The organism is Chryseobacterium sp. CG10_8 (assembly GCF_058117085.1).
Window position 1 is genome coordinate 70130 of record NZ_JBYVEB010000003.1, and the last position, 19486, is coordinate 89615.

Annotated in this window: 10 protein-coding genes; 5 read left to right on the forward strand and 5 right to left on the reverse strand. The window is 35.5% G+C overall.

All coding sequences use genetic code 11. The features are described from left to right. Positions 1-4: 4 nt before the first annotated feature. From AC4AGG_RS01245 to AC4AGG_RS01265, 5 genes are read right to left on the reverse strand one after another with little or no spacing between them, the layout of a single operon-like run. The gene (locus AC4AGG_RS01245; protein WP_489770151.1) at positions 5-454 is read right to left on the reverse strand and encodes a hotdog family protein; all 450 of its coding nucleotides are present in this window, start codon (positions 452-454) and stop codon (positions 5-7) included. Between the two features lie 51 nt (positions 455-505). After that, complete coding sequence (locus AC4AGG_RS01250) at positions 506-937, reverse strand: hotdog family protein (RefSeq protein WP_489770152.1); 432 nt, start codon at positions 935-937, stop codon at positions 506-508. Next, positions 937-2076 (reverse strand): dialkylresorcinol biosynthesis protein DarB, encoded by a 1140-nt coding sequence (gene darB / locus AC4AGG_RS01255; RefSeq protein WP_489770153.1) that lies wholly within the window; start codon positions 2074-2076, stop codon positions 937-939. The genes AC4AGG_RS01250 and darB overlap by 1 nt, the downstream gene beginning before the upstream one ends. Before the next feature lie 15 nt (positions 2077-2091). Beyond that, positions 2092-2994, reverse strand: a complete 903-nt coding sequence (locus AC4AGG_RS01260) for a dialkylresorcinol condensing enzyme DarA (protein WP_489770154.1) — start codon at positions 2992-2994, stop codon at positions 2092-2094. A gap of 21 nt (positions 2995-3015) precedes the next feature. Continuing rightward, a complete protein-coding gene (locus tag AC4AGG_RS01265) occupies positions 3016-6681 on the reverse strand; it encodes an MMPL family transporter (protein ID WP_489770155.1) in 3666 nt (1221 codons plus the stop codon). Positions 6682-6818: 137 nt separating this feature from the next. On the opposite strand from AC4AGG_RS01265, the gene topA reads away from it, so the two are divergent. The 5 genes from topA to AC4AGG_RS01290 all read left to right on the forward strand — a co-directional run bounded on the left by topA (position 6819) and on the right by AC4AGG_RS01290 (position 19468). Then, on the forward strand, positions 6819-9284 hold the full coding sequence (topA, locus tag AC4AGG_RS01270; protein WP_489770156.1) for a type I DNA topoisomerase: 2466 nt from the start codon (positions 6819-6821) through the stop codon (positions 9282-9284). Positions 9285-9575: 291 nt separating this feature from the next. Then, entirely contained in the window at positions 9576-12638 is a 3063-nt protein-coding gene (locus tag AC4AGG_RS01275; RefSeq protein WP_489770157.1) for a T9SS type A sorting domain-containing protein, read from the forward strand. Positions 12639-12752: 114 nt separating this feature from the next. Continuing rightward, positions 12753-13832, forward strand: a complete 1080-nt coding sequence (locus AC4AGG_RS01280; protein ID WP_489770158.1) for a formimidoylglutamase — start codon at positions 12753-12755, stop codon at positions 13830-13832. Further along, positions 13833-14828 (forward strand): glycosyltransferase family 2 protein, encoded by a 996-nt coding sequence (locus tag AC4AGG_RS01285; protein WP_489770159.1) that lies wholly within the window; start codon positions 13833-13835, stop codon positions 14826-14828. Positions 14829-14854: 26 nt separating this feature from the next. Further along, a complete protein-coding gene (locus AC4AGG_RS01290; protein WP_489770160.1) occupies positions 14855-19468 on the forward strand; it encodes a T9SS type A sorting domain-containing protein in 4614 nt (1537 codons plus the stop codon). Positions 19469-19486: the final 18 nt, after the last annotated feature.

Here is a 19486-nt window from a genome sequence, read left to right on the forward strand (position 1 = left end):
AAGTTTAGTTATGGTCTGGTACTTTTTTCAAGAACAGACTTATCTCTGCATCGACTAACAATCTTTCTCCACAAAATGTTTGACACGAGATATTGCAAATATCTCCAAACAACGAATTAAGATTAGCTTTCGATATTATGGTTTCGTTGACTTTCGGTAGCTCATAGATATGAACTTTTTTGATATTCGTAATGAAACCAATAATTTTCACGCCCGAAGCTGCGTCCTCTGTCATCTCTTGACCTGTTATAGTGGAACAAGTCTGTGCGATGTTTTCGACGAGTCCAGCTTCGTTGAATTTTCCTTCTTCTACAAAAATATTGTCCTCGAAAATCTTGAAAGAACTGATAACTTCTTGACTTTTGATTTCGATCAATTCGTCCACCATCAACATCGGCTCTCGATGTGGAAGGAACTCATCCATTTTGATATTGTGTCTTTTTCTGTTATCCAAAGTTGAATATTTTTTTGATGGAAGGAAGGAAACGACCTTCTTTTTTGTGTTTTATTTAATGACCGTCTTCATTTCGGATTTTGCAATTTCTTCTCCTAAAATTTTACTGATAATTTGTACCAACGTAACTCCCATTAACTCGTCGATCACAGAAACGGAGGTTTCAATCTTTTCGCCTACTTTTGGAAGTCTTGAAATTTCAAAATATTTGATTGCACCAATGTATCCAACGGGCGGTACTTCGTTTTTAATATAATATTGATAACCCGTGTGCAAAGCTACGCTTTGTGCCTGATGTTCTAATACACCTGGTGCCTGGAAAGTTCCATCAAAAGTAAAAACGTGATCTTCTGGCACGCTGAATGCCGATTCTAATGCAGTGTCCGAAAACGCTACCAAAGAATCAACCATGACAAAAGGCTTTTTTTGTGGAATCATATCTCCCACCAAGTTCTTGTCGGTAAGTGGTAATTGGATGTCCATTACATTACTGTAAGAAGTGCACAAGAATAAGCAAAACGCCCACTTTCAGGGATACAAAGCAAGACTTGGTCATCTTTCTTCAGTTTTCCTGAGTCCATTAGTTCTTCTAATGCGATGTAGATAGAAGCTGCTCCAATATTTCCTACTTCAGAAAGATTATAGAACCATTTTTCTGTTGGAAAGTCCATTCCAAGTGCTGCGAATTCTTCCTTCAATCCATCTTTGAAATAGTTAGAAGAAATATGCGCCAAAACGTAATCAATCTTTTCTGGGTCTAAGTTATGTTTATCAAAAGAGGCTCTTAAAGCTTGTGCTCCTTTTTTCAAAATATTTTCTCCAAGAAGTTTGGTGTCTTGCTTCAAAGCAAAGATAGACTGTTTCAACCATTCGTTAGCTGGAAATTCTGCCCAAGATTTTAGACTTCCGTCTTCTTCTTTTTCGCATCCAGAATACATACATGCTTCTAACTCATGTGCATAAGAATAGAAATCAATGAAATCAATTCTTAAATTCAAAGCACCTTCTCTTGGCTTGTCTTCCAAAAGAAAAGCTCCCGAACCATCAGAAAGCATCCATCTTAGGAACTCACGTTTGAAGGCGATAATTGGTTTTTCTTCTAAAAGAATTAAATTTTCTGCTTCGTGGTTGAATTTGTCTGCGGTCATCCAAGCCGAAAATCTTTCGGAACCTACACAAACTGCATTGGTTGAATTTCCTGATTTTACGGACATGTAACCGTATTGTAAAGCATTCATCCCAGAATTACAAAGTCCCATAGAAGTATTAACTTCGATAGAATGATTGGTTTTCAGTACTCCATGAACCATAGATGCATGAGAGGGCTGAATCTGGTCTGCCGATGTTGTTCCACAAGACAATAATTGGATGTCATCTTTAGTGAAATTTTCATCGAAAAGTTTTTCTATTGCTTTAGCTGTAATTTGAGCGTTGGTCTCTGTTGGTTGGTTGTTTTTGTCAAGAGCATAATATCTGGTTTTGATACCATTATTTCTCAAGATAAGAGATTTTGCCTTAGAAGGCGCATCGTTTACATAGCCAAGATAATCTTCCATTTCTTCATTGGGAACAGGGTTTCCTGGAAGATATTTTGCTGCTCTTGTGATATAAACATTGTTCATAATATGATGTTTTTTTTAAATTCCTTGAAAGTACTTAATTTGTTTTTTTCTTTTATTAAAAAATAAAGGGGTAAAAATAGTAAAGAAAAATAAAACTATTGGAGAAATCACCCAAATTGCAAAAAATAAGTAAAACTTATAGACACCAACCCAAAACTTTCTTTTGTGAGGATTGTTTTTGATGATTTTTGAAAAGACGGTGAAGAGCTTGTTTCCTACCGTTTCGACTTTTACAAGAAATGGTCGGACTTCTACCGCACCATTCGAGACCAGTTCTTTTTGGAGACCTTCAAAATTTCCTTTATCGGAATATTTGATGATGATGTCTCCGTATTTACCAACTTCATCAATTTCTTTTTGTGCAACACCAGCTGAAGGAAGCGGTTTTGACTGTTCCTTTTTGCCTGTTGACATCCAATTAAGTATTGTGATAACACTTGTATAATTATTGTGCCGGTCTACTAAAGCGATGTTTCCGACTAATTTGGATTGTAGTCTGTTGAGGTGTACTTTCAGTTTTTCTTGAGAAAGCATCCACATATTTCTGGTTCCAGAAACGGTAATAAGAGGAGTGTCTTTTAAAAGTTTTTCCGCGTATTGACTTTTGAGGAAAGAAATCGTCGGGATAGAAGGCGTCAAAAACCAAACCTGATATCCAAAAAGGATGAGGTCATATTTTTGATTCATGATTTCTTCACTTGGAGGGATGATTTCTTTCGGGACCTGAAGATAGCTTTCTGGAAACGTGTTGTAAAAAACATCATTAGGCCAAGGGAAAGGAAAGTCTTCTTTGAGTTTTATCTCGTAATAGGTCACTTCGTAATCGTTTTTCTGTACAAAAGGTAAAGAAATATTCTTCATGATTTCCTCCAACTGACCTGACTGCGAATAATAGATGACTAATATCTTCTTCAACATTGTGTAGTTTTTACAAAAGTATTAAATTAATTGATTACGGTCATAAACCGCTATTTTATTTTCCTGAATTGTAATTTGATACCCTAAGTTCTTTAGTTTCTCTTCCTGTGAATTGGTATTGAACAAAATTACTTTTTGAGGTAACAGATTGAGATTTGAAAGGTCAAAATTAGGGTCAGAAATTAACAAAATATTTGGTTGTTCTTCAATTTCGATCAAATTCTCGGGGTAAGAAATTTTTCTCCTCTTCAATAGATAATTTTGAAGCGCAATTTTTCTTTTTTCTTCATCATTGTTGAAACTCCAAATTTTCCGTCCTGCTTCTTGCAACGCCAACATAATATCTAATTGTCCATAATCTGAGGAAATATGAAGAATAGTATCTTGACTTCCGATATGGTGGTTAAGTTGGTAGTAATCTTTTTTAAGAAGTTCAAAATCTTTTTTTACTGATTTCACTACTTCATTTTCTTTATAAAGAAAGCTAAGGAAAAGCGTTTTTCTGAAATAATTTTGGTCTTCTAATTCGGTTCTTAGGTTTGCCCATTCTTTTCGGAAGAAAGAATTGATTTTTTTGGTTCTTTCTCGATAGCCCACGCCAAAAGAGGCATCATCTTTATCAATTCGTTGGCCAACTTTTACGGTTATTGCACCATCATAAATGATATAATCATCAGTTGGTAAAACTTCGGAATTTCCGTGAATATACATGGGGACAATATCCAACCCAAATTCTTCTGCCAAGAAGAAAGCTCCCTTATGGAAACGCCTCACTTTATTGTCTTTTGAGCGATTGCCTTCTGGAAAAACGACTAATGAGAAACCTTCTTCCACTTTTTTTCGAAGGGGATTGGTTCCGTTTTCGATTCCTTGTGAGACGGGGAAGAAACCCAAAGCTCTGACCATTTTACCGAAAATAGGAGAGTTGTAGACCCAGTCGTTCACTAAATAAACAATTTTTGGCGTTGCTAATGCAATTGCTAAAGTGTCCAAAAATGAAGTGTGATTAGCAACAATTACCGCTGGTTTGTCAAAGTTTTCGTTAGTGAGGTTGATAACTCTTTTCTTCACAAAAGGATTTCCGTAGAGAACCGATTTTAGAAATGCGGCAATTAGTTTTTTAATATTTAATAATCTCTTTTTTCCAGCACCCGGAACAAAAAAATGTCCCACTAAAGAAAGGAAGAATCCTCCAATTCCGTAATATGCAAAAGAGAACAAGGAATGAAAGAAAAGTCTGAATGTAATCGGGGATAGACCCTTTTTTGTCCTGTTTTTAATAAAATTAAACATCAAAGGATACATCGCAAACGAAATGATCGTTACCGCTAATAATCCAATTAATGCTACCGCAGAAACCGAATGTAGGGCAGGATGTTTTGCGAAAACGAGTGCTCCAATGGCCAAAACGGTTGTTAAAAGTGCTAAAATAATAGAGACTCTATACAAAGGAAGTTGGTCTTCGCCCGTTGTGATTTCTTTTTGCAAAGCCTGAGTTAAGAAAATATTGAAATCAACCCCAGCTCCAAAAATCAGTGTACAAACAATGGTACTGAAAATATTGAGTTCCAAACCAAGGAAATAAAGGATTCCTGCCGTCACAACTCCAGACAATACAATCGGTATCACCGCCATGATTGTCAAATCAATATTTCTAAAGAAAAGGATAAAGATGACAATGACGGCAATCAAAGAATAATTAACCAATCGATTGAAGTCGTCCTTAAGCAATCCAAGAAAATTTTCGTTCAGTTGTTGACGGTCAATAGCAAGAACATCGCGTTTCTTTTCAACTTGCTGAATAAAAGAGTCGCGGTTTTTCTCATCAATTTTAACAACGGTAGAAACAGTGTAGATTCCTTTTCCTTGACTCAGAAATTCGGAAAGTTGCAACGCTTTGAGTTGCTTGTAATCTTTGAGTGGAATTGGGTTGTAATCGCGATTCAGCATTTGTTCAAAATCGGCATATGCATCTTGGTTAAAACCATATTGACTTCCATATTTTTTTAATAATGAAATCGTATTGGCTTTTCTTTCGGGTGTCCAGAAAGCTTTCCACAATGCAATTCGATTTTGTTGCTCTTGTTCGGATAGTACCACTTGTCCAGCCGAAACAAAACTTAGAATTTCCTTTTGGGATTTTTTTTGACTGAGAAAATTGAAGAGTTCCTCGTTTTTCTTCAAAGCTTCATTTTCGGTGTTTCCATAAGAAACAACGTAGATGGATTTTTCTGTAAGGTCAGAAAGTTTTTCGAGTTTTTTCTCGTTAACCTTCATTTCCTCTGGAATGAAGTTAAGGTCGTTGAGGTTTTTGTTAAATTTAATATGTGAAAAACCAAAGAATGAAATAATGATAATTAAAGAACTCGCAATTACCAACCATTTCTTTTTTTCGTAAGGATAAGCACCAATTTTATCAATAAATGTTGGTTTTTCTTCGCCCTCATTTTTCTTTGGACTGTAAATGTGAGGAATAATGACCAAAGTAAATATGGCTGAAAGCATGACCGTGATTCCCGCAAAGATTCCCAAATCTTTCAAAGCTTCAGAACGGACAAAAACCAAACAGAAGAATGAAATCGAAGTCGTGGTGGCGCTCATCATAATAGGATGAGTAATTTCCTTAAAGACTTCTTCTATTTTAGGATTATGCTTGTAATGGGTAAGAATATGGATGGCGTAATCGATCGTGATACCTATTAAGATAGCACTAACACTGAGCGAAATTGCTGAGATTTTGTCTTTAATAAAGTACATCAGCATCAATCCTGCCGCTGCGCCAAAAATCGTCGGAACGAAAATGATAATAGGAGCAAAGAAACTTCTGAAATAGAAAATCAACAGAATAAGAAGAACTGCCGTCGAAACAAAAACAGTACTCTGAATATCTTTTTTAATTTGCTTTGCATTAGCTACGGCAATCATTGGAGCTCCAAAATAAGAGATTTCTGTTCTTCCTTTGAACTCTTTGTTGATTTGGTCCTTGATGAGGTTAAGTTGGTCAACAAAACCTTCGTTGTTTTTGGTTTCGCTTCCGCCAAAAGTAGGTTCTATAAAAAGCAGAAGATTTTTCCCATCTTGAGTAACCACATAATTGTCTTCGAGTTTGAAATCTTTTCCAATGTTCAGGTTTTGGAGTTTTTGCAGTCCTATGAAAGAAATTCCGATAGGATCTTTTTTGATAAACTGCTTTGTGACCAAGCTCGTTGGAGACATCAAGGATTTGTAATTTTCATCTACTCGATGAGCGATACTATCTTGCTGTAATTTTTGTTCTAAAATTTTATAATCAGAAGCATCAAGAAAAAGAGGAATATTAGTGTTGACGAAATCAAAGGTTTCTGCAATTTGGTCGTCATCAACTTTTCCTTGGATAGATTTGATATATTTTTTTAGAGGTATCGTCTTTTCAATAAATGCATCTGCCGTTTCTGACAACTGAAAACCACCTTCATCTGATTTGCTTTCTATAATGACTACAATTTTATCCGAAAAATTAAGTTGAGACAAAATTTTTGCAGTGATGTCCGATTTTTCGTTTTTAGGAATAATTTGGTTGATGTCTTCATCGAAATTAATTCGAGAAGCAAAGAAAGCTGATATCAGCAGAAATACCACTGCAATTACGGCAGCGATAGGTTTGTGCTTTTTTATCGTATAATATAAAGATGTAAAAAACTTGTGCATTTTCGGGCTGTAAATTTAGATTTTTTAAAGGAATTGCAAAATGGATATTTTAATGATTTTGATGTGGTAATTATTTGATAAAGTTTGTTAAATATTTGCACTTTTAAAAATTATTCTACTTTTGCAAAAAAAATTTCATGTCTAAGAACTTAGTTATTGTAGAGTCTCCAGCAAAAGCAAAGACCATTCAGAAATATCTCGGTAAAGATTTCGAAGTCAAATCCAGCTTCGGTCACATTCGTGATTTGCCGAAAAAAGGGATGGGTATCGACTTGGAAACTTTTACCCCCAATTACGAAGTTTCGGCTGACAAAAAGAAAATCGTTTCCGAATTAAAAGAAGCAGCGAAGAAGGCAGACATGGTTTGGTTGGCTTCCGATGAAGACCGCGAAGGAGAGGCTATTGCATGGCATCTTGCGGACGAATTGAAGTTGAAATCTGACAAGACGAAGCGTATTGTTTTTCATGAAATTACTAAAAATGCTATTCTAAAGGCAATTGAGAATCCAAGGAATATTGACCAAAATCTTGTTAATGCACAGCAAGCAAGAAGAGTTTTGGATAGGATTGTAGGTTTCGAAATGTCACCTGTCCTTTGGAAAAAAGTGAAGACAGGACTTTCAGCTGGAAGAGTTCAGTCTGTTGCAGTGCGTCTGATTGTGGAGCGCGAAAAAGAGATTAGAGATTTCAAACCAGTTTCTTCCTATAAATTAGAAGGTATTTTTCAAAATGCAGCGAAGCAGGATATCATTGCAAAACTGAAAAAGGATTTTGATCAAGAAAAAGAAGCTGAAGCATTTTTGGAATTGTCAAAAAATACAGAATTCAAAGTTCTTAATGTTGAGAAAAAACCCGGAACTCGTTCTGCATCTGCTCCTTTTACGACATCTACTTTACAGCAAGAGGCGAGTAATCGATTGGGTTATGGTGTGACAACAACAATGCGTGTTGCGCAGAGATTATACGAGGAAGGATTTATTACTTATATGAGAACGGACTCCGTAAATCTTTCGCAAGAAGCAATTAATGGTGCAAAAGCTCAAATTTTATCAGAATACGGAGACAAATATTCTAAACCAAGAAACTATACCACGAAATCAGCTTCAGCACAAGAAGCGCACGAAGCGATTCGTCCAACGGATTTTTCGGTTAAAAGTATTGGTGATGTTCAGTTGAACAAATTATATCAGTTAATTTACAAAAGAACTTTAGCTTCGCAGATGGCAAATGCTGAAATTGAGAAGACGGTTATCGAAATTGGTAATCCAAAATTGTCTTCTCATTTTGAAGCTGCTGGAGAAGTGATTGTTTTTGACGGTTTTCTAAAGGTGTATGGAATCGAAAAAACTGATGAAGATGATGAAGAAACCAACGAAAAGCTCCTTCCAAAGGTTAATGTAGGAGAGGTTTTAAGTTACAAAACCATCACCGCAACAGAAAAGTTTACAAAACCTGGAGCTCGTTATACAGAAGCGGCTTTAGTAAGAAAGTTAGAAGACTTGGGAATTGGTCGTCCATCAACTTATGCACCGACTATTCAAACGATTCAGAATCGCGAATACGTGGATAAGAGAGAGGTTCTTCCACAAGAAAGGGAGATCGTTAAGATGACTCTTGATTCTTCTGGCGTTAAGAAAAAGGTTTTAGTTGAAAAATTTGGTGGAGATAAAAACAAGTTTGTTCCAACGGATATAGGAGAAGTAGTCAATGAGTTTTTGACTAATAATTTTGCGGAAGTGTTGGATTATGGATTTACCGCAAAGGTAGAGCAAGAGTTTGATGACGTTGCGAACGGTGATAAAAAGTGGAAGAATATCATGACCGATTTTTATGGGTTTTTCCACCCAAGAATCGAAGATGTTGAGGAAAATGCTGATCGAGCAAATGGAGAACGTCTATTAGGAGTTGACCCTAAATCTGGAAAGAATGTTTATTCCAGAATTGGTCGTTTTGGAGCAATGATTCAGATTGGAGAATCTGATGATGAAGAAAAACCAAAGTTTGCATCTCTTTTGCCAAGTCAAAATATTAATACCATTACATTGGATGAGGCTTTGGAATTATTCAAAATTCCTTTCGACCTTAATGATTTTGAAGGCAAATCCGTTTCAGTTGGAGTAGGTCGATATGGACCGTATGTCAAGTGGGGAGAAGATTTTATTTCTCTTGGACGTAGTACAGATCCGTTCTCGGTTACTCAAGAGGTTGCGGAACAGTTTATTAAGGAAAAGCAGATTGCGGATGCACCTGTTGCAACTTATAAAGGAGAGCCGGTCACTAAGGGGAAGGGAAGATTTGGACCTTTTGTAAAGTACAAAAATCTATATGTTAATGTACCTAAGAAATATGATTTTGATCATTTGACTCAGGAAGATATTCATGAGTTGATTGCATCAAAATTAGATAAGGAAGCCAACCGTTACATCCAACAGTGGGAAAAAGAGAACATTTCTATCGAAAACGGAAGATGGGGACCTTTCATTAAGTCTGGTAAGAAGAATTTCAAAATTCCGAGAAAAGCGGATAATGAAAAATATTCGGCTGAAGAATTAGCTGAAGTCTCGTTAGAGCAAGTTAAAAAATGGATGGCGGAGAATAATTAATCAAAGTTAATTCAATATGAACAAAAGGACATGCAAAACTGCATGTCCTTTTTCTTTTGGTCTTTTATTTTTAAGAAAATGAAATACAATGTTTTACATAATAAAAACATTTGAATATTTTAAATTGAATTACAGGTAGCTTGTATATATTTCAATATTAATATTAAATTTCTAATAATATTATCTTACGTTGTGTTTATTTGTAAATTTATTTTTTATCTTTGATGACACAACAAATGATGTTAGAAAATATTTGGTGAAGTATTAATCATTAAATTTTTTTAACACGCTATGAAAAAGTTATTTCTATTATCTGCCGCTCTGGCAACTTTTTTTGCGCATTCTCAAACTATCGACTACACAAAAGCGCCGAACTCTTACATTTACGATGTTGATGTCGCAAATGCCAACAATTATGATGGACTTTTGATTCCTGTAAAGAAAGCTTACTCTATGTGGAGTACTCATGCTTATCTCAAGGAGAATGGAGTTTCGACTCCGATTCCTCAAGGTGATATTGGCGCGTCTCTACTATGGGAAGATGTTCTAGGTTTAGTTTCTGGAGTAGCAATGGTTAATGCAAATCTGCCAGATGACACCAAAATTAAAGTGACGATCAACCCCCGAGCTGGAAAAGGTAATGCTGTCGTTGGTTTTAAGGTGGATGGTGTCGTGTATTGGAGTTGGCATATTTGGGTTACTGATAATCCAGAAAATGGGGTAACCTACGGCCAAGGTTGGGAAACTAATATTGACAATGTTGGTGTATCAATTAGGTATATGGATAGGAATCTAGGGGCTGTAGGAGGAAGTTTTCTTGGTAATGAATGGGAGAAGTCAGGAGGTCTTTCTTATGAGTGGGGACGCAAAGATCCCTTCCCAGGATTGGTTCACAAGGATGGGTTCTTTTATCAGCTTAATGGGGAAGCAGGCTCTTTACAACATCGAACAATTGCAGCCAATAACTCGATACCTGTTAAATTTAGAGAAAATAACGAGATCGAGAAGAATATTCGATATTCTGTGAATAATCCTTATACGTTTATTTATAACAAAGATGCTACTGGGAATTGGTTTAGCAATCAGCGATACCGAACTGCTCCATCTTCCGCGGGAGCTACCGATTATGTTACTTGGGACTTATGGGGAGACAATGCCAAGGGAACAAACGGAAATGCCAATAGCAGTAACACAGCTTTGAAGAATGAAAGTCGTTCATACGAATTAAAGACTTCTTGGGATCCTTGTCCTAATGGATGGAGAGTTCCTTCTTATTACGGGAGGGTTACTCAGAATAATAATTTAGCTTTCTACGGTAGGAGGCCAGATTGGAATAATGATGACATTACAAATAATGCACTAATTCTTCCTGATCAACAAAATGCTGTTCTAAATGGTATAAAAGTGTATCCAGGTCTAGGTATGGATTTCCGCACAGTACCCAACAGAAATCTTGGACTTTTGCCTATACCAGGTGGTTATGTCCCATACCCGAATAATGCAGCAGCTGGTACCGAAACGGGAGTCATATTTCAAGATAATAATGCAAGTGGTGGAATGTGGAGTGCTACCTTTGGTTACGATGGAGCTAGGCTTTTTACAATTATTTCTGATCATTATCGCACCAATACTACCGTTGGACTGCATTCGATTTATATTAATGAAACCAATCCAACGAGAGCAGGTAACGCTGTAAGATGTATCAGGGACCCAAATCTTGCTAAAATTGGCAATTTTGTTAACGAATATTTCAGCAATTCTAATGAGAATTATACACAAGGTATTGATAATCCTAACTCTTATTTGGTGAATAACGAAAGTCAAGTGAGGATACCTGTTAGTAAAGCTTTCTCTGTTTACAACCAACGACTTTCTGATAAGCAGATGCTTCCTTACAATAACTTGGTGGCGAAGGTACTTTGGACAACTAATCCTAACTTGGTTAATGAGATGCATTTGGAGAATTTGACCTCAGATCCAAGAAATGCGGAGATTGTGGTTAATCTTAATGCAGGGCAAAAAGGTAACGTTGTTGTTTCGTTACATAATGGAGATACTACCAGTCCAGTTTATTGGAGTTGGCATATTTGGGCTCCTAACACGAGTCCAGTTGCAAGTACACTTACTTATCAAACAGAAGTTCCTATAGTAACTGCTTATAATTTTGTAAACCCTACAAAGAGTAAACACCCTCCGATTAAAAGTGAGTTCATGGATAGAAACTTGGGAGCTTTAGAAGTTATGCCTTCAACCACAAATACAGCGCAAGCGCAAAATGCTAAAGGATTACATTTTCAATGGGGAAGAAAGGATCCGCTGCCTAGTTTCTTATCCTCTTCAACCATTTATTTAGGAAGTGAAAATGCTACCGCAACGGGCACAATAACATATAGTCAAGTGAACGGTACAACCTACGAGAGTTCTTACGCTGAGAGTATTAATAATTACGGATCTACAAGCGCTAACCTCTATAATTCATTGAGAGATAATGTAAAATATTCAGTGCAAAACCCACTAAAATTTTTATACAAAACTGGAACGGGAGCTGTATATGATGGTTTTAACAAGTCTTCTAATGATTTGACTCAAGTAAGAGATTGGGTTTCTACAAAAAGAAATTTGATGTCAGAGAGATGGGGTCACGCAAATAAAAAATCGGTATATGATCCTTGTCCCGCAGGATGGAGGGTTCCAGATGTTAATTTTACCCATCTTTATACAAGCTCGAAAGGAAATTCTCCTTGGTACAATAGCTATCGAAATGATAGTGATGCTACCGCTGGAATTGTTCAAGATCAGTGGAGGTCAGTGGTAACCTATTATGGCGGAGCTGTTGTTGGAAGTCTTGGATGGGTTTTTGCGGGGACTAACTACGTCATTGGTAATTTCGCTAAAGACGGAATTAGAGGTGAAATAGGAGAAAAAAGTGTGAATCCAAACAAAGCAGGTGTGTGGACTGCATCTCTTGCAGACCGTGGAACTGGTTACGCGCTGGCAATGCAATTCGAGGGGAATAATGTACAAACGGGAACAGGAGTTTATCCTCAAGCTGCAATGGGAGTGCGTTGTATGAAAGATCCAACTTTTGTAAGTCCAGTGCTAAGTGTAAACGCTTTATCTGCTCCATCTCCTGAAACTGTTAAAGTTTATCCAAATCCATTTAGTGATTTTATTAAAGTTTCGGACGAGAATGTTGAGGTGTATCAGATCATTGACCTCAATGGAAGATTGATTAAACAGGGAAAAATCAATAAAAACGAAATTAATACCAAAGATCTTACATCTGGTGTGTACATGCTGATTTTGCAAACCAAGAACCATAAAACTATTGCTCAGAAAGTAATTAAATTATAGTTGTTTTTTTGATGAAAGAGATTTATAGTTTGTTTTTTAGAGAACCTCGAAGGATTTATTTCCTTTGAGGTTTTTTTGTATGTTTGTTGTGCTGTAATAGATTTCAGATTTTGTATGAACTTAGAAGATGTAATAATTCCCCCTCCTAAAATAGAAGCCGAGAAGTGGCAATTGGGAAGTAAGATTCTTAATGATTTGGTTGAAAATTCAATTGTTTTGATTTTTGTTTCTGAATTAAGGGGAGCAGGTCGAGAGAAAGGGGATATCAATTTTAATTCGATTAGAAGGGAGTTTTATAAGTTGTCGCAGCTCGATTTCGAAATTCCGATTGTTGATTTAGGAGACCTTGTTTCTGGGAAGACACTTCAGGATACCCATTATATTGTTGAAGAAATCGTTTCTTTATGTTTGTACAAAAATGCGATTCCTGTGATTGTTGGAGGAAGCACCGATTTGTCTTATTCGGTTTTTTCTGCAATTAATTTTCATCAAAAGAATACTAACTATACCCAGATTTCTAACGTTGTTTCTCTGGAAAATACAGGAGAAGAGATTTCAGAAAAAAATTATCTTCCTCGCATCTTCAGTACCAAAAACTTTGCGATTAAAAATTTTCATTTGCTTGGATATCAAAAGCATCTGAATGAAATGGATTCTGTAAAATTAATTAAGGAGGTAGATTTTGATATCTTGAGGCTTTCCGAAATGATGAATTCTACAGAAAAGACAGAACCGTATTTCCGAAGAGCACATCTTGTTACCGTTAATTGCGACTCGATTGAGAGCAATGGTTTTCCCTTTTCTATCAATCCACAGGTTAACGGGCTTAATAAAAGGGAAATATGTGCCTATATGAAGGAAATAGGATTAAGTGAAAACTTGAAGTCGGTCGGTATTTTTAATTTTGATTTTGAAAACCAAACGCAAGTGAACAATCAACTCCTTGCTCAAATGATTTGGTATCTAATAGAAGGAATTAACATTCAGAAATCTCATCCTAAAGACAGAAAACTAGAGACTTATCTAGTTCTTATTAATAATCAGGAATATTCTTTTAAGCGAGATATATTTACCAATTTGTGGTATTTTGGTAGTGACGAAAAGCTAGAAAACTGTTTGCCATGCTCTCTTGGTGATTTTGAATTGGCAAAAAAGGGGATTCTTAATACACGATTACATAATTTTCTTAAATAGATGAAGAAAGTATCGGTAATTGTCCCAGTTTATAATACAGAAGCATACCTTAGAAAGTGTCTTCAGTCGTTGGTAAGTCAGACACTAGAAGATATAGAAATTATTATCGTCAACGATGGTAGTACCGATAAATCGCAGACTATAATTGACGAATTTTCGCAAAATTTTCCCGAAAAAATTAAGGCTTATCTAAAATCGAATGGAGGATTAAGCGATGCAAGAAATTTTGGATTAGACCATGCTTCAGGTGAATATATTGGATTTGTAGATAGTGATGACTACGTTAGGTCAGAGATGTTTGCAAATATGTATGCATTAGCAAAACAGCATGACGCAGAAATGGTTATTTGCAATCTTCAAAAAGTTGATGAAAACGGAAATGTTACTCAGAAATTGACGCAAATTCCCAACATGCCGGAAAAAATTGTTTTAGAGCAGCATTTTTCTATTTTTTCTGATTTGAGTTATTTTGCTTGTAATAAAATATTTAAAAAAGAACTTTTTACGCAGTATCGATTCAAAAAAGGGGTCCATTTTGAAGATATCCAGCTTATTCCACAGCTTCTCTTGCAGTGCAATATAGTAGCTCAAACGCAGGAGTTTTATTACCAGTATTTTGAGCGCAGTGATTCAATTTCTAAAACGCATACAGAGCGAGGTTTAGATATTTTGCATGCTGTTGAAGATGTTGAAGTAGCTTTCAAAACTTCAAAGTATGCCAATAAAAAAACCGAATTAAAAAATTTTCAAATTTTAGAAGGTATTTATACTTTTCTAGCGTATTTAGCTTTTGTGAAGGACGAAGGTACTTATTTTAAGATGAAATCAAGATTAGATAAATTTATAATAGAAAGAAATATCAAAAAAACCGAAATCCTTAGATATAAAAGGTTTGGTAAAAATTATCTCTTAAGCCTGCCTTTTAATAAGCGAATTTATTATTTATTATTTATTTTAAATTTTTTAACTCTTGTAAGAGAAAAGTATTTAACTTAATTGAACAAATAAAAAAATACAATCTTATGAAAAGAGTAGTTCTGTTTGTGATGTTTTTCACGACACTTTCACTGTTTTTTTCCAGTCATGGAAATTTGAATATTGAGAGTAAATTTCTTCCACCTCCCTATTCTTGGAATATGGATAATGTGGTAGTTAATCAAAATACCAGTGAGACTGGTGTTGTTTTGATTAGAGGCAACTTTGTAAAACCTGTTACGTCTGATGTGATTAAATTAAGTGTTCAATACAAGAGTTCGTCAGGAAACTGGATTGAAGTGTGGTGTAATAGTTTTGGGGCTCAGGAGGATTATAATGGCAATCTGGAAGCGCTATTCGAATTGCCAGCATCTTCTAATCCCACATATGAAATAAAGGTTGATATTGTTTCTGATACCAGTATCTCTAATTGGCAATCTATAACTTGGAGTAAAACAGTTTCTCATTACAAACAGGGGGATTATGTTATAAATACTTGCTCTCAAGAATTGGATGAAAATAAATATACTATTTTACTTACTCCAAAAAAAGCTGGAACTTTGGTATATGACACTTCAAGTAACTTGACAGGAATTAAAGACAGGGTAAACTCTACTCATATCTTTAATAAAAAAGATAATGTTGTCTTTTCCATTTACAAAACACCGACTCTCATTACTGACACTAATGGGGCAAAATCGGTTAAGATTGTAAACTCAGGAACTTTGAGTGACGTTCTTGGCGGTACTCCAGAAGTTAATTATAACGAGACCTCATCAAGACCAATACCATATTTGTATAGTTATAATGATCCTGTATATGTTATTGCAGGTAAATTTTCTGCCCAGGGATTTTTAATGAAATTTAGTCAATGGCCAGTAGATACAGATGGTGTAGGTTATCATGACTTTAGAAATCCAAGTGCGTTACAGACGAGAATATTTAATTTATACAATTATATAAATCAAAGTTTATCCAGTTTAATTTCTGATCAAGAACCAATTGTAATGGTTTCTAGCAAAAGAATAGGGCTTAGGATTTATAAACAAAATGGGGCATATATTCAAGTAACTGGACATACCAATTATGATCCCAATGGAACTTATTTTGGCTATCCTCCTGATCAAGGAGGAGGAATGAGAGGTCCGGGTTCAGAAGATTTTATTATTTCGAATACATCTCAAGCTACCATTTATGGAATGGGAGCTATTCGGAATGATCAATATGGAGATCACGCTCTGTCTAATGCGGAAATTGGTAATGAGGTTGCAAAATTTATTAATTATGTAGGAATATTTGGCAATACAACGATGACTGGAGGATCAGCATGTTCTAGCAATTGTTTCACAATAAATACCACTGCGATTCCTGATTTTGTTCCAACGGATTGGACAAAAGCACCTAATAGTTATGTTTTTGATCCTACAGATTCTACTAATGGTGATGGTCTTTATATTCCTGTAAAAAAAGCCTATGCGATGTGGAATAGCGGTCAATATATGGGAGGAAGTCCTATACCAGTAGGAACTATAACTGCTGACGTGCTTTGGGAAGACAATCACGGGTTAATAAAATCAGGGACTAATTATGCTTTAGAAATTATTGGTAGTGGAGAAGCGGCAAAAATAAAAGTTCCAATTAATAAAGCAAAAGAGGGTAATGCTGTAATTGCTTACAAAGTAAACGGAACGGTATATTGGTCTTGGCATGTTTGGGTAACTGATAATCCTACGAATGGATCAACATATAAAAGTTTCCTTAATGTTAAAAGAGAAAAACCTGATGGAACACTAGAAGTTATTCCTGATACAGAATGGCAATGGATGGACAGGAATCTTGGTGCAGTGGCAAGTACAATTACTGAAGCGCAAGGAATAAAAAATGGAGGATTACTTTACCAATGGGGTAGAAAAGACCCAATTCCTCCGTTAGTTTATAAGGGAGGTGATTTCTACGAGGTATCTGGATCTATTGGCAGGGTCAGGCATAGTCGATCAAGAAATATGACAAATGCGGTAGGTTTTGATTCGTTTCGAAAATTTGTTCTTTTAAACAATGCAAATGTAACCAGTAATATTCGACTATCTGTAAGTAATCCTCTGAGTCTAATATATGTTAATAAAAATGATAATACAGGTCAAGCTTATTATTACAATAACGCTAATTTACCATATAATTGGTTTGGAACGAGTTCCATGTTTTCAGACGATAAATTATCAGAACTTAATTTATGGTCTGACAATTCTAAAGGAAGAATAAACTACGGCTATAATGAAGAAAATGCTGCTTCTCCATACAGAAATAAATCATCGTTTGATCCTTGTCCAAACGGCTGGAGAATCCCATCTATGCTGGTGGCTAATTTAGCCGCACCCGCACCTTCTTATGAAGATAATATAAGAATTGATTATTCTCCATATGGTCCAAGGAGTTCAATGGGAGAACAAGCGTTTGTAAACTCTAATTATCATATAATCAAGCCAAATGATTCCAATACCCCGACTTTTTTACAAGGAATTAAAGTTTATTCTAATATAGGCATGGATTTTTCATCAGTAGGAGGTTTTAATATGGGTATTTTCCCTGGAACGGGAGCCATTCTTCGACTTTTTCAATCGGGACAATATACTGATCAGCATCATGTGGGGCTTTGGACAGCAACAATGCCAAAGCATTTTGATTTAACACCAGTTGTTTCTGCGAGGTCAATGTTGATGCTCCCTGATGCGGCTCAGCCCGATGTTCCTGATTCTAGTTTGCCAAATATAACAGGAAGGTTTCAATATTACCCTAGTTCAGGTGGTGTCACTTCTGATGCAATTGGATGTAGATGTATTTCTGACCCACTATACAATATTGGTTTATATGATTTTCCTACAGAGTTTTTCGTTGATAATAGCAATTTTCTTGAAGGGATAGATTTGCCAAATACTTATCAGCAAGTTAAGAATGCAGCTGCGTTCATGATTGAAATTCCTGTCACTAAGGCATTTTCGGTCCAAAGTCAGTTGCTAAATAATCCTGCTATTTTAAATAGTAATAGTTTTAATAATTTAAAAGCCAATGTTCTTTGGACAACCAACACTAATTTGATTGCTAATGTAACTATTCAGAATCCTTCACCCAGTTCGCTATCAGCCCTTTCAAATTCTAAAATTTTGGTTACAATTAAGCCAAATCAAAGTGGAAATGCGGTAGTTACCCTTCATAATGGAAGTATTACAAATCCTATATATTGGAGCTGGCATGTATGGATTACAGATACTCCGATATCTTCATATTTATATACAACAGAATTGCCAGATAGTGCAGCTCCTAATTATGTTAACTATGTGAAGAAAGGACAGATTTTAAAAACTGAGTTCATGGATCGTAATCTTGGCGCAACTTATGCGTTTCCAAATGTTTCAAACCCTTTAACTCCAAACGCAACTGAAATCGCACAAATTAAAGCTTCAACAGGATTACAATATCAATGGGGAAGTAAAGATCCGTTGCCTCCATTTCAAAATGCATATGATATGGCGAACGGTAATGTGTATTTGGGAACTACTAGTGATGCAGGTTTAACGTCTTATACCACACTTACACCTGCTGCATATAATACGTTAGGTGGGAATTATATAATACCTTATAATACCTATTCCAATGCATCAAATGCCAATGTTATTAGTTCTGATAAACCGTTTGAGAAAGTGGCTAAAGTATTGAAGTATTCCGCAGAGAAACCTTTAGTTTATATGATTCCTAGTACTATGGCAGTATATAATACAGCTGTTCCCAATTATACAAATGGTACAGATTGGATTGCGACTGAACCTAATTTAATGCCCGAACGATGGGGTAGAGGAGATAATAAATCCATTTTTGATCCGTGTCCTGCAGGATGGAGGGTACCAGAACTTATTGCTACTGGCTATCATATAAATGAAGATTTTGGGCTAACGCCTTGGTATAAGAAGGATTTGAAAGCTGCTACTGCTTATAGTATTACTACAGATTATCTTGGAAGTAGAGTTAGAAACGCTACTACAACATCTACGGTTGGATATATGTATAATAATACAAATTATAAAATAGGAAATTTTCCTAAACTGGGGACAAGAGGATATAGGAGTGTGACTGCAAATGGAGGAACTTCAGGCACATATAATACAGTTAATTTTCAATATCCTCTTATTTGGACAGATGCTTTAAATTCTGATTATAGAGGGCGTCCAATTAATGTATGGTTTGATGTTGCTGCAAGCGCTAACAGAACTATTGTATTACATGATAATAATGATCCTTATTTTGCTGCTGGTTGTAGATGCGTAAAGATAAAAACTGATGAAAATGGACTACAACAAGGAGCTGTTCCAAAATTACAAATCACAAGTTTGACGGGAAGAATGGCCGATAATACTTTATCTAAATCCGAGTTGGATGTAATTATTAAAAATAATGCAATAAAGTTATATCCAAACCCTGTTGAAAATGATTTATTTATTAGCAGTGAAGAATCAAAGGTATATTATTATCAAATATATGCTACTTCTGGTCAAATGGTAATGAGTGGCAAGTTTATAGATAATAAATTGACGTTATCACATTTACCTAGTGGAGTTTACTTAATCAGGATTAATGATTCTAAAGAGATTTTTAAAATAATAAAAAAATAAGTTTATAAAAGTTTATTA

Excerpts from the sequence above, each read along its gene's own strand:
- AC4AGG_RS01250 (WP_489770152.1), bottom strand. The coding sequence starts at position 937 with ATGGACATCCAATTACCACTTACCGACAAGAACTTGGTGGGAGATATG.
- darB (WP_489770153.1), bottom strand. The coding sequence starts at position 2,076 with ATGAACAATGTTTATATCACAAGAGCAGCAAAATATCTTCCAGGAAAC.
- AC4AGG_RS01260 (WP_489770154.1), bottom strand. The coding sequence starts at position 2,994 with ATGTTGAAGAAGATATTAGTCATCTATTATTCGCAGTCAGGTCAGTTG.
- AC4AGG_RS01265 (WP_489770155.1), bottom strand. The coding sequence starts at position 6,681 with ATGCACAAGTTTTTTACATCTTTATATTATACGATAAAAAAGCACAAA.
- topA (WP_489770156.1), top strand. The coding sequence starts at position 6,819 with ATGTCTAAGAACTTAGTTATTGTAGAGTCTCCAGCAAAAGCAAAGACC.
- AC4AGG_RS01275 (WP_489770157.1), top strand. The coding sequence starts at position 9,576 with ATGAAAAAGTTATTTCTATTATCTGCCGCTCTGGCAACTTTTTTTGCG.
- AC4AGG_RS01280 (WP_489770158.1), top strand. The coding sequence starts at position 12,753 with ATGAACTTAGAAGATGTAATAATTCCCCCTCCTAAAATAGAAGCCGAG.
- AC4AGG_RS01285 (WP_489770159.1), top strand. The coding sequence starts at position 13,833 with ATGAAGAAAGTATCGGTAATTGTCCCAGTTTATAATACAGAAGCATAC.
- AC4AGG_RS01290 (WP_489770160.1), top strand. The coding sequence starts at position 14,855 with ATGAAAAGAGTAGTTCTGTTTGTGATGTTTTTCACGACACTTTCACTG.